This is a genomic window from Streptomyces venezuelae (assembly GCF_008642295.1).
GTDB lineage: Bacteria > Actinomycetota > Actinomycetes > Streptomycetales > Streptomycetaceae > Streptomyces > Streptomyces venezuelae_C.
In genome coordinates, this window is sequence record NZ_CP029190.1 from 2302364 (window position 1) to 2313985 (window position 11622).

An 11622-nucleotide genomic window follows, 5' to 3' on the forward strand; every position below is an offset into this window, starting at 1 on the left:
CGTTGGACGGTCAGTTGGAGGCGGCTTCCACGGGGTCCCCGGTGGGCCGCTGCGCAGGCAGTTTCGCATGCGCCGGGTCCTCGGGCGGCTCAATACTGATCTTGGGCAGCCGGCGGTCGAGCCAGCCGGGCAGCCACCAGTTCGCGCCGCCCAGCAGGTGCATCAGGGCGGGGACGAGGAGGGTGCGCAGGACAAAGGCGTCCAGGGCGACGGCCACGGCGAGGGCGATGCCGAACATGGCGATCAGCCGGTCCCCGCTGAGGACGAAGGCGAGGAAGACGGAGATCATGATGACCGCCGCCGAGTTGATCACCCGGCTGGTCTCGGCCAGGCCGACCCGGACGGCACGCCGGTTGTCACCGGTCTCCAGCCATTCCTCGTACATCCGGCTGACCAGGAAGACCTGGTAGTCCATGGACAGTCCGAAGAGCACCGAAACCATGATCACGGGCAGGAAGGGCTCGATCGGTCCGGCGCTGCCCAGACCCATCGGCTCGCTGCCCCAGCCCCACTGGAAGACCGCCACGACCACCCCGAAGGAGGAGGCGACGGCGGCGATGTTCATCAGGGCCGCTTTGACCGGGATCCCGAGGGACCGGAAGGCGAGCAGCAGCAGGACGCAGCCCAGGGCGATCACCACACCGACGAAGAGCGGCAGTTTGCCGATGATCACCTCGGCGAAGTCGTCATAGCCGGCGGTCACCCCGCCGACGTACACCTCCATGGTGGTGCCCGCTTCGGCGCGCGGGACGACGTCCTGGCGGAGCCGGTCGACCAGCTCGCTGGTGTCCCGGGACTGCGGGGCGGAGTCCGGTACCACGGTCAGGACGGCGGTGTCCCCGCTGCTGTTGACGACGGCGGGCCCGACGGAGGCGACCCCCTCGGTGTCCCGCAGGGCCGCACCGAGCCGGTCCAGGGCGACCCGGTCGCCCGCGTCGTCCAGCCGGGCGACCAGCGCGAGCGGGCCGTTGGTGCCGGGGCCGAAGCCGTCGGCGAGCAGGTCGTAGGCCTGGCGGGTGGTGGCGGTGGCCGGGTTGTTGCCCTGGTCGGAGGTGCCAAGGTGGAGGGAGAGGGCGGGCAGGGCCAGTACGGCCATGACGAGGGTGGCGACCAGACCGAGCAGTTTGGGGTGCCGTTCCACGAAGGCGGACCAGCGGACGGCGAAGCCGCTCGGCCCTTCGGGCTGCGGGCCGTGCTCGGCGAGCCTGCGGCGTTCGCGGCGGGACAGGGCCCGCATGCCGATGTACGAGAGGAGGGCCGGGAGCAGCGTCACCGAGGCGGCGACGGTGAGGACCACCGTGAGCGAGGCGGCCAGCGCGACGCCGTTGAGGAAGTCCAGCCGGAGCACCAGCATGCCGAGCAGGGCGATGCAGACGGTGGCCCCGGCGAAGACCACGGCCCGGCCGGTGGTGGCCACCGCGGTCCGGGCGGCCTCCTCGACCGGGAGGCCGCGCTGGAGGCCCTTGCGGTGCCGGGTGACGATGAAGAGGGCGTAGTCGATGCCGACGCCGAGGCCGACCAGGGTGCCGAGCATGGGGGCGAAGTCGGCGACGGGCATGGCGTGGCCGAGCAGGCTGATGCCGGAGTAGGCGGTGCCGACGCTGACCAGGGCGGTCGCGATGGGGAGCAGGCTGGCGGCGAGCGAGCCGAAGGCGAGGAAGAGGACCAGGGCGGCGACGGCCACGCCGATGGCCTCGGCGAAGTGGGCGGCGGGCGCCTCGGTGAGTCCGATGGCCCGGCCGCCGAGCTCGACCCGGAGGCCGTCGGCCTCCGTCTGCGCGTTCTTGGCGGCCTTGACGACCGCCTCGGCCTGGGCCCTGGGGACCGCGTCGGCCGGCCGGTCGAAGCTGACCACGGCGTAGGCGGTGCGCCCGTCGGCGCTGATCCGGCTCGCGCCCTCGGGGCCGGGGCCGTAGGGGCCGGCGACCGAGCCGACGCCCGGGAGTCCGGCGATGGTGTCGAGGGCGGCGGTCATCCGCTGCTCGACGTCGGGGGCGCGGACGGTCCGGTCCGGCGGGGTGCGCCAGACCACGGTGTCGGTGTCGCCGCCCTGGCCGTGGAAGCCGTCGCGGAGCAGGTCGGCGGCCTTGCCGGATTCGGTGCCGGGGATCTCGTAGTCGTTGGAGTACGCGCTGCCGGCGGTGCCGGCGGCCAGCGCGGTGCCGCCGAGGGCGATCAGCCAGAGCAGGACGACGACGAGGCGGTGCCGCAGGCACCACCGTGCGATTGCTGCCAACGGATCGTGCTCCCTGGTGGTGGCTCGGATCTTCACCGGGATCGGCCCGACGCAGAACGCAAACGGTGACCTGTGACCCCGGGGGTCGCCCTGGGTGGTCTCCACCGACACGATCGCAGCGAATGATGATCGTTGGTCCGGTTCGTGTGCATCGTCACAGGGCTGCGGGGGTCTGCGGGACCTTGTACCCGGGGACGGAGGGCCAACGGACCGTCAGGACGACCGTGTCCTCCTCCGCGCACCAGGAATGATCGACTCCGCGGCCCCAGACCACATAGTCGCCCTGTTCGGCGAGGACGACCGTGCGCCCGGGGAACTCCAGCCGGAAGCGCCCGCTGATGAGGACCTGGAGGGCGGTGCGCTGCTCGCCCCGTACCCACTGGGCGCGTTCCTCGCCCTTGGCGTGTACGCCCCACTTGATCTCTACGTCCGCGCTGTGGCGGGGGCCGCCGGGGTCCTTGAAGTGGCCGAGGAGCCAGCCGTGGTCGAGGGCGGCATCGGCAGCCGCCCGCCCGACGTACACGTTGTCGTCGCTCATGGCAGGGAGGCTAATGCAGTTGCGGGGGCGGGCCGACGGCTGGTCAGCTGCGCGGATGACGACGGATGGCATGGCAGATGGCACGGCGGACGGCATGGCGGACGACATGACGGATGGCGCGGCGGTGCGGGCCCGGTACGACGCCGAGATGCGGCTCGGGGCCCGGCCCGAGGGACCGGGTGCGGTGGTGGAGCGGGCCGGGCGAGTGGTCCGGCACAGTACGCCGGGCCTCGGCTGGAACGCGGTGCTCTGGTCGGACCTGACCTCCCAGACCGCGGACGCCGCGATCGCCGAGCAGGTGGCGTACTTCGCGGGGCGTGGCGCGGACGAGTTCGAGTGGAAGCTGTACGGCCACGACGGTCCGGCGGATCTGGGGGCGCGGCTGGTGCGCGCCGGGCTGGTGCCCGGGCCGCCGGAGACGCTGATGGTGGCGCGGGTGGCGGATCTGGCCGCACGGTCGGTGGCGGACGGCCCGGCGCTACCGGAAGGAGTGACCCTGGTACCGGTGACGGACGCGGCCGGGGTGGGGATGATGATGGCCGCGCACGAGGCGGCCTTCGGGGAGTCCCAGCCGCGCCTGCACCACCAGATCCTGACCCGGCTCACCGAGGAGCCGGACACCCTGGCCGCGGTGGTGGCGATGGCGGCCGGCCGGCCGGTGAGCGCGGCGCGGATCGAGATGCCGGCCGGGGCCTCGTTCGCCGGCCTGTGGGGCGGCGGCACCGCCCCCGAGTGGCGGGGCCGCGGTATCTACCGCGCCCTGGTCGCCCACCGCGCCCGCATCGCCGCCGCCCGCGGCATCCGCTGGCTCCAGGTCGACGCCTCCGACCAGAGCCGGCCGATCCTGGAGCGGCTGGGCTTCGAGGTGCTGGGCGTCACCACGCCGTACGTCTGGACTGCGGCGGAATAGCGGGGCCGGGCCGCGATGACGAAGGTGACGCTGATCAGCAGGGACCAGGCGGCGAATTTGGCGAGCGGCACCGGCTGCCAGCCGTCGAGCTGGTCGGGGTAGCTCCAGGCGCCGGCATAGGTGGCGGCGTTCTCGGCGACCCAGAGGAAGAAGCCGATCAGTACGAAGGCCAGGGCCAGCGGCATTCGGTGGCGGACGGCGGCCACGGTGTAGTGCACCCAGGTGCCCCGCAGGGCGAGCAGCATCAGGGCGGCGAGCGGCCACCGGAGGTCGGGCAGCCAGTGGTGGGTGAAGAAGTTGAGGTAGACGAGGGCGGCGAGGACGGCCATCGGCCGCGGCCGGTACCGGTCCAGGGAGAGGTCCATCAGCCGCCAGGCGCGGCACACGTAGCTGCCGACGGCCGCGTAGAGGAAGCCGCCGTACAGCGGGACGCCCGCCACCTTGGTGAGGGCCTCCTCCGGGTAGACCCAGGACCCCATCTGCACCTTGACCAGCTCGAAGAGCAGCCCGATGGCGTGGCAGGCGGCGATCACGGCGGTGTCGCGGGCGGTGTCCCAGCCGGCCTTGCGGGCCAGCACGGTCAGGCCCACCCCGTAGAGCAGGACCAGGTCGTAGCGGGCCACCGGCAGCTCGGGGAGCAGGCCGGACGCCCCGATGCCGAGCACCAGGGCGACCGGGAAGGCACAGCAGCGGGCCTGGAGCAGACCGAACCGCAGCAGCTGCCCGCCTGCGCGCGCGGCCCGCGCGCGCAGCACGGGCCGCGCGGCCTGCGCGGGCTGCGCGGGCTGCGCGGCCCTCATGGCCCGCGCGGCCCTCATGGCCCGCGCGGGCCTCGTGCGCTGCGCGGGCCGCCTGGCCTGCTCGGCCGGCTCGGCCGGCTCAGCCGGCTCAGCCTGCATGGCCTGCTCGGCCTGCTCAGCCGGCACGGCTGGCACGGCTTGCGTGGCCTGCCCGGGCCGCGCGGGCCTCGCGGGCCGCGCGGGCTGCGCGGGCCTCGCGGGCTGCGCGGGCTGACAGGCCTGCTCGGCCTGCAAGGGTCGCGTGGCCTGCCCGGGCTGCGCGGGCCGCCCGGCCCGCTCGGCCGGCACGGCCTGCTCAGCCGGCACGGCCCGCTCGGCCGGCACGGCCCGCTCGGCCGGCTCAGCCTGCATGGCCTGCTCGGCCGGCACGGCTTGCGTGGCCTGCAAAGCTCGCGTGGCCTGCGTGCGCTCGTTCGGGAACATGTTCCCGCAGACGCCGGGAGCCGCCCGCGGGGTTCCAGGCCGCCAACCGGCCCGGCGGCCGGCCCGGCAACCGGTCAGGCAGCCGGGGACGGCCCGGCGGCAAGGGCGGAACGCCTACGCCGCGGCCCCGCCGGGTGCATCCCGCCAGTACCCCAGGCTGTTCACCCGGGACTTGGGCAGGCCGAGGTCCTTGCGGAGCCAGCCGGTCAGGGTGCGGGTGGTGGCGGTGTCGCAGGCCAGCCAGACGTACGCGGAGGCCGGATCCGGCGCCAGCGCCGGAAGTTCGGCCTTGACCCGCTCCACCAGGGCCGCCCCGGCACGCTCCCGGGCAATCCGGCGGATCTCGTGCCGGGCCGGGTCCAGCCGGACCGGAAGCTCCGCGTCCGACGCGTGCTGGGTCTCGAACCACAGGGTCGCGGGCGTGTCCGGATAGGCGTCCAGCAGGGAGTTGACGGCGGGCAGCGAGGCCGCGTCGCCGATCACCAGCAGCCGCTCGGGGGCGGGCGCGGGCGGGACGAACCCGGTGCCCTGGACCGTGGCCTCGATGGTGTCCCCCGGAGCTGCGGTACGCGCCCAGTTGCTGGCCGCCCCGTCGTGCAGGGCGAACTCCAGCGAGAAGGTGCCGGCCGCCGGGTCGGGGTCGACCAGGGTGTAGGCGCGCTGGTGCGGCTTGCCGTGGTCCTGGAACCACAGCCGCACCCACATCGTCGGGTGCAGGGACGGCCCGGCCGCCGCCAGCAGTCCGCCGTCGGTGAAGCCGATCCGCCGGTAGTCCGCGGTGACCTGCTCGGCCCCGGTCACAGTGAACGTAAAGTCCTTGGCCCGCAGGAGTTTGAGGACCACGCCCTCCCAGCCCTTGCCCACAGCCATGTCCGTCCGCCCCTTTCCCGGCACCATATAGTTAGGTCAGCCTAACCTGACGCGCCTGGGGGTATGTGTGAGCAGTGCGAGCGAAGCGACCGGTGCGGACCACGAGGTGTACCGGGACGCCCACGGCATCCCCCACCTGCGCGCCGCCGGACCACGCGAACTCGCCTATGCCCAGGGCCGGATCACCGCGCTCGACCGGGCCTGGCAGCTGGAGAACGCCCGCCACCGCGCGCAGGGTTCCACCGCCGCGTTCCTGGGCCCCGGGGCCGTCGCCTGGGACCGGTTCGCCCGCCAGGCGCGGCTCGCGGACACCGCCCGGCGCTGCTTCGACGCGCTGGATCCGGAGACCGCCGACTGGGTCCGGGCGTACGTGTCCGGGGTGAACGCCGGACTCGCCCAAGGGGCCGCCCGCGACCCCCGGTTCGCGGACACCGGCCTCTCCCCCGCCCCCTGGGAGCCCTGGGTTCCGCTCGCCGTCTGGGTCTCCACCCACATCCTGTTCGCCGGCTTCCCCACCAAGCTGTGGCGCGACCGGGTCGCCCGCACCCTCGGCGATGCGGCCGTCCCGCTGTTCGCCGCCGACCACCCGGGCAGCTGCGGCAGCAACGGCTGGCTGGTGCCCGGGGACCGTACGGCCGGCGGCTCGGCGATCCTCGCGGGCGACCCCCACCGGACCATCGAGGACCCGGGCATCTACCAGCAGATACGTCTCTGCTGCCCGGAGTACGACGTGCTCGGCCTCGCCGTCCCCGGGGTCCCCGGCATCGCCCATTTCGGCCACACCGGCACCGTGGCCTGGGCCATCACCAACGCCATGGCCGACTACCACGACCTGTACGTCGAGGAGTTGCGCGAGGACGGCCACGGCCGGCTGCTGGCCCGCGCCGCCGGCGACAGCTGGGAGCCGGTCGCACGCCACACCGAGACCATCACCGTCAAGGACGCAGAAACCTTCCACCACATCGAAGTGGAGGTGCTGGAGACCGCGCACGGCCCGGTCGTCGTCCGGCAGGGCGTCGACGGGGCGGAGCAGGACCTGAGCCTGCGCTACCCGCCCCGGGTCCGCGAGGACCTCGGCTTCGCCGCACTGCCCGAGCTGCTGCGGGCCCGTACGGTCGCCGACCTCGACCGCGCGCTCGACGGCTGGGCCGAGCCCGTCAACGTGGTCCTCGCCGCCGACTCCGAGGGCGGCCTGCTGCACCGGGTCGCGGGCGCCGTACCGCTGCGCGACCCCGCCAACCGGCTGCGGCCGGTGCCCGCCTGGGACCCGCAGTACGCCTGGCAGGGCTGGGCCGCCACCGTCACCGAGCCGGTGCAGGGCTTCGCCGTGATGGCGAACGCGCGCGGCATCGCCTCCCCGTACGGCGTGGAGTTCGCCCCCGGCCACCGCGCGCACCGCATCCGCGAACTGCTCAGCGGCTCGGCGGGCTGGTCGGCCAAGGACATGGCGGAGATCCACCGGGACACCCACCTGGCCGCCGCCGGCCCCCTGCTCGCCCCGCTACAGGCCCTCGACGGCCTCGGGCCCGCGGCCCGCGCGGTACGCGAGCGGCTGCTGGGCTGGGACCGCTCGATGGCGGCGGACAGTACGGACGCGGCCCTCTTCGCGGCCTACCGCTCCGCCCTCGCCCGCCGGATCGCCGCCGACCCGCTGTTCGCGGAGCTGGCCGGCCCGCCGACCGGCCCCGAGGTGCTGCACGACTGGCAGCTGCTCCTGCCAAAGACGGGCTACGCCCTGGAGGGCCTGCTCGGCAGCCCGCTGCTGCCGGAGCTCGACCGCACGGCCCATGCACGCGCGGCCCTGGAGGAGACGGCGGCCACCTTCCGCGAGGCGCCGTGGTCGGAGGTCCACCGGCTCGCCCCCTGGCAGGCCCTGCCGGACGCGGAGGCCTCGTGGCCGGGCCTGGCGGGCGACCACGACTGCATCAACGCGACCTCCTCGGTCCCGGGCGTCACCGATCTGATCGTCCGCGCCCCGGCGGCCCGGTACGTCTGGGACCTGGCCCGGCGCGAGGACAGCCTGTGGGTGGTCCCCCTGGGCGCGGACGGCGTCCCGGGCGACCCGCACCATCGGGACCAACTGGCTTTGTGGGCACGGGGCGAGCTGGTGCCGGTGGTCACGGACTGGCGCCAGCTCAGCCTGGAGTCCCCGTCGTGACGAACGGGCGCTCGACTTTCGGCGTGTTGACCGAGCTGTTTTTGTACGGGTGAAGTACGAGTCGACGGAGCGTCGGAGCCAGCCCGGCCGGGGAAGGACCCGGCATGACAGACACCAACCAGACCAAGCGCCACGCCTCTTGGACGGTCATCGGCGTCCTGGCCGCGCACTTCCGCGGACAGACGCCGTTCACCCAGGAGAGCCTGGCGGAGCACCTGCACGTGGACCGCGAAACGGTCGCCTCGATGGAACAGGGCCGCCGTCTCCTCCAGCCGAAGATGGCGACGGCCCTGGACGAACTGTTCGAGACGCGCGGGGCGTTGAGCAAAGCGCTGGCGAAGGTTCCGAAGCGGGAGCGCTATCCGGCGTTCGCGATCGATTTCATCGACCACGAGCGGACTGCGGAGAGCCTCCAGTGGTACGAGAACCAGGTGGTCCCGGGCCTGCTCCAGACCCCGGAGTACGCGGCGGCCGTCTTCGGCTGCCACTATCCGCCGCTCACCAAGGAGGAGACCGAGCAGAAGACCGCCCAGCGGATGACCCGCCAGGCAGTGTTCGCCCGCAAGCCCTGGCCGCCGATGATGCACTTCGTGCTGGAGCAGGTGATCCTGGAACGCCCGATCGGCGGCCGGGAGGTACTGCACGGCCAACTGCGACACCTGCGCGAGATGGCCGAACTCCCCTTCCTCGGCCTCCAGATCATCCCCACCGACCGGACCACCCACGCGGCCCTGGCAGGGCCGATGGTGCTGCTGGAGACCAAGGACCACGAGCAGCTCGCCTACCTCGAAGGCCAGGACGTGGGCTTCCTCCAGGACGATCCCGCCGAGGTCCATCGACTGCACCTCAAATATGGGATGCTGCGATCCCAGGCCCTGTCCATGGAGGACAGCGTGGGCCTGCTGGACGATCTGCTAGGAGAGTCATGACGCACGATCTGACCTGGTTCAAGTCGAGCTACAGCAGCGACACGGGCGGCGCCTGCATCGAAGTCGCCTACCACTGGCGCAAGTCGAGCTACAGCGGCAGCCAGGGGGGCGACTGCGTCGAGATCGCCACCCACCCCGCCGCCGTCCACGTCCGGGACTCCAAGCTCACCGACGGCCCGACCCTCACCGTCTCCCCCACCACCTGGACCGCCTTCCTCGCCCTGACCCGGTAGCGATGCCGCAGCCGGGGCCTGCTGGACGACCTGCTAGGAGAGTCATGACGCACGATCTGACCTGGTTCAAGTCGAGCTACAGCAGCGACTCGGGTGGCAACTGCATCGAAGTCGCCTACCACTGGCGCAAGTCGAGCTACAGCGGTGACTCCGGTGGCGACTGCATCGAGGTCGCCGCCCACCCCTCCGCGATCCACGTCCGGGACTCCAAGCTCACCGACGGCCCGACCCTCACCGTCTCCCCCACCACCTGGACCGCCTTCCTCGCCGACACCGCCCGCTGACACGGCTACCGTGGTCTTCTCGGGCGAACCCAACGGAGGCGGCACCATGACAGCGCAGCACAGCGAAATGCCGGGGCAGGGAGCCCCTCAGCTGCGGACACTGGGGGACGTCCGGGCCGCCCTCCGAGCGGGCTACGGCCTCCCCGGTGACAAGGAAGACTTCGAGCGGGACCTCGATCGCGCCCTTGAAAGAGCCTCAGAGACCGACTTCCAAGCGGTCGCCGCGGTGATCATCGACTACCGCGGGCGCATCCGGCTGCACAGCGACCCGGAATACGACCTGGCCTTGCAGGAGGCGGAGCAGGAACTGCTCCGCCTGAGGAACGAATCAGGGGACCATTGAGCACGTCCGATCAGGTTGCTGTCGCCGTGGTGACCGAGCGGGCCCAGCGGCGCCTCAAGGAGTTCGGGGAGGCGGCCACGGAGGCTGTCGAAGAACTCCGCCTGGAGCTGGAACGTTCGCCCCGCCTAGGTGTCCGACGCGGTAGTTCGCCCGCGACGGGGCACGAGGTCTACAAGACCCGGATCGAGCCCCGCGACGGTGTCCCAGGGCTCGCGGTCGCATACCTGTACAGCCCACACCCGCCGCCACCAGCCGTGGCCATCCTCATGGTCGTGCCCGACGACGGACAGCCCGGCTGACGAAGTGCCGACACACAAGGTGCCCCGTGCCGGTCATGACCGGCACGGGGCACCTTGTGTCGCGTAAGCGGCAGCCGAGTGGACTAGCCCTCGGAGACGCCCAGGCGCTCCAGGATGAGCTCCTTCACGCGGGCCGCGTCCGCCTGGCCGCGGGTGGTCTTCATGACCGCGCCGACCAGCGCGCCGACCGCCGCGATCTTGCCGCCGCGGATCTTGTCCGCGATGGCCGCGTTGCCGGCGATGGCCTCGTCCACGGCCGCGCCCAGCGCGCCCTCGTCCGAGACGACCTTCAGGCCGCGCTTCTCGACGACCTCGTCCGGGGTGCCCTCGCCCGCGAGGACGCCCTCCAGGACCTGGCGGGCCAGCTTGTCGTTGAGCGAGCCGTCCGCGACCAGCGCGGCGACCCGGGCGACGTCCACCGGAGTGATCGGGAGCTCGTCCACGCCCACGCCCTGCTCGTTGGCGTTGCGGGCCAGCTCGCCCATCCACCACTTGCGGGCGGCGACCGAGTCGGCGCCGGCCGCGATGGTGGCCTCGATGGACTCCACGGCACCGGCATTGAGGATCGACTGCATGTCGAACTCGCCGATCCCCCACTCCTCGCGGAGCCGGTTGCGGCGCACCCGCGGCATCTCGGGCAGGCCGGCGCGCAGCTCCTCGACCCACTCGCGGGCCGGGGCCACCGGGACCAGGTCGGGCTCCGGGAAGTACCGGTAGTCCTCGGCGTTGTCCTTGATGCGGCCGGAGGTGGTGGTGCCGTCGTCCTCGTGGAAGTGACGGGTCTCCTGCACGATGGTGCCGCCGGACTGCAGGACGGCCGCGTGGCGCTGGATCTCGAAGCGCGCCGCGCGCTCGACCGAGCGCAGGGAGTTGACGTTCTTGGTCTCCGAGCGGGTGCCGAAGGCCTTGGTGCCGTTCGGGCGCAGCGACAGGTTCACGTCGCAGCGCATCTGGCCCTTGTCCATCCGGGCCTCGGAGACGCCGAGCGCCTTGATGACCTCGCGGAGCTCGGCCACGTACGCCTTGGCGACCTCGGGGGCGCGCTCGCCGGCGCCCTCGATCGGCTTGGTGACGATCTCGATGAGGGGGATGCCGGCCCGGTTGTAGTCGAGCAGGGAGTGGGACGCGCCGTGGATACGGCCGGTGGCACCGCCGACGTGGGTCGACTTGCCGGTGTCCTCCTCCATGTGGGCGCGCTCGATCTCCACGCGGAAGATCTCCCCGTCCTCCAGCTGGACGTCCAGGTAGCCGTTGAAGGCGATCGGCTCGTCGTACTGGGAGGTCTGGAAGTTCTTCGGCATGTCCGGATAGAAGTAGTTCTTCCGGGCGAAGCGGCACCACTCGGCGATCTCGCAGTTCAGCGCGAGGCCGATCTTGATCGCGGATTCGACGCCGATGGCGTTGACCACCGGCAGGGAGCCGGGCAGGCCGAGGCAGACCGGGCAGGTCTGCGCGTTGGGCTCGGCGCCGAGCTCGGTGGAGCAGCCGCAGAACATCTTGGTGCGGGTGCCGAGCTCGACGTGGACCTCGAGGCCCATGACGGGGTCGTACGCGGCGAGGGCCGCGTCGTACGACAGGAGTTCGGTGACGGTCACGGTG

11 protein-coding genes and 1 pseudogene are annotated in these 11622 nt (G+C 72.7%); 7 read left to right on the forward strand and 5 right to left on the reverse strand.

What is annotated here, in order from left to right; genetic code table 11:
• Positions 1-10 precede the first annotated feature (10 nt).
• Positions 11-2236, reverse strand: coding sequence for an MMPL family transporter (locus DEJ50_RS09970; protein WP_150207205.1), 2226 nt, complete (start codon positions 2234-2236; stop codon positions 11-13).
• A 154-nt stretch (positions 2237-2390) separates the two neighbouring features.
• Positions 2391-2774: a signal peptidase I gene (locus DEJ50_RS09975; RefSeq protein ID WP_150207206.1), complete on the reverse strand. Its 384-nt coding sequence runs from the start codon at positions 2772-2774 to the stop codon at positions 2391-2393.
• A gap of 70 nt (positions 2775-2844) precedes the next feature.
• Here DEJ50_RS09975 and DEJ50_RS09980 point away from each other — a divergent pair, with 70 nt between their 5' ends.
• The gene (locus DEJ50_RS09980) at positions 2845-3684 is read left to right on the forward strand and encodes a GNAT family N-acetyltransferase (RefSeq protein WP_223837681.1); all 840 of its coding nucleotides are present in this window, start codon (positions 2845-2847) and stop codon (positions 3682-3684) included.
• Here the strand turns inward: DEJ50_RS09980 and DEJ50_RS09985 are convergent.
• Both DEJ50_RS09985 and DEJ50_RS09995 read right to left on the reverse strand, forming a co-directional pair.
• A pseudogene (locus tag DEJ50_RS09985) lies at positions 3684-4484 on the reverse strand (DUF817 domain-containing protein); the annotation flags it as partial. The gene DEJ50_RS09980 and the pseudogene DEJ50_RS09985 overlap by 1 nt on opposite strands.
• Before the next feature lie 537 nt (positions 4485-5021).
• Positions 5022-5771 carry a siderophore-interacting protein gene (locus tag DEJ50_RS09995; RefSeq protein WP_150212031.1) on the reverse strand — a complete coding sequence of 250 codons (750 nt, stop codon included), beginning with the start codon at positions 5769-5771 and terminating at the stop codon, positions 5022-5024.
• 73 nt (positions 5772-5844) lie between these two features.
• On the opposite strand from DEJ50_RS09995, the gene DEJ50_RS10000 reads away from it, so the two are divergent.
• The 6 genes from DEJ50_RS10000 to DEJ50_RS10025 all read left to right on the forward strand — a co-directional run bounded on the left by DEJ50_RS10000 (position 5845) and on the right by DEJ50_RS10025 (position 10023).
• Positions 5845-7935: a penicillin acylase family protein gene (locus DEJ50_RS10000; protein WP_223837682.1), complete on the forward strand. Its 2091-nt coding sequence runs from the start codon at positions 5845-5847 to the stop codon at positions 7933-7935.
• Positions 7936-8039: 104 nt separating this feature from the next.
• The gene (locus tag DEJ50_RS10005; protein WP_150207207.1) at positions 8040-8864 is read left to right on the forward strand and encodes a helix-turn-helix domain-containing protein; all 825 of its coding nucleotides are present in this window, start codon (positions 8040-8042) and stop codon (positions 8862-8864) included.
• On the forward strand, positions 8861-9097 hold the full coding sequence (locus tag DEJ50_RS10010) for a DUF397 domain-containing protein (RefSeq protein WP_150207208.1): 237 nt from the start codon (positions 8861-8863) through the stop codon (positions 9095-9097). Before DEJ50_RS10005 ends, DEJ50_RS10010 begins: the two co-directional genes overlap by 4 nt.
• Positions 9098-9141: 44 nt before the next feature.
• Positions 9142-9381, forward strand: a complete 240-nt coding sequence (locus DEJ50_RS10015) for a DUF397 domain-containing protein (RefSeq protein WP_150207209.1) — start codon at positions 9142-9144, stop codon at positions 9379-9381.
• Between the two features lie 46 nt (positions 9382-9427).
• Positions 9428-9724: a DUF6247 family protein gene (locus DEJ50_RS10020; RefSeq protein WP_223837683.1), complete on the forward strand. Its 297-nt coding sequence runs from the start codon at positions 9428-9430 to the stop codon at positions 9722-9724.
• Positions 9721-10023 carry a hypothetical protein gene (locus tag DEJ50_RS10025; RefSeq protein ID WP_150207210.1) on the forward strand — a complete coding sequence of 101 codons (303 nt, stop codon included), beginning with the start codon at positions 9721-9723 and terminating at the stop codon, positions 10021-10023. Before DEJ50_RS10020 ends, DEJ50_RS10025 begins: the two co-directional genes overlap by 4 nt.
• An 83-nt stretch (positions 10024-10106) precedes the next feature.
• Here the strand turns inward: DEJ50_RS10025 and gatB are convergent, their stop codons facing one another.
• Complete coding sequence (gene gatB, locus DEJ50_RS10030) at positions 10107-11618, reverse strand: Asp-tRNA(Asn)/Glu-tRNA(Gln) amidotransferase subunit GatB (RefSeq protein ID WP_150207211.1); 1512 nt, start codon at positions 11616-11618, stop codon at positions 10107-10109.
• Between the last annotated feature and the right edge of the window lie 4 nt (positions 11619-11622).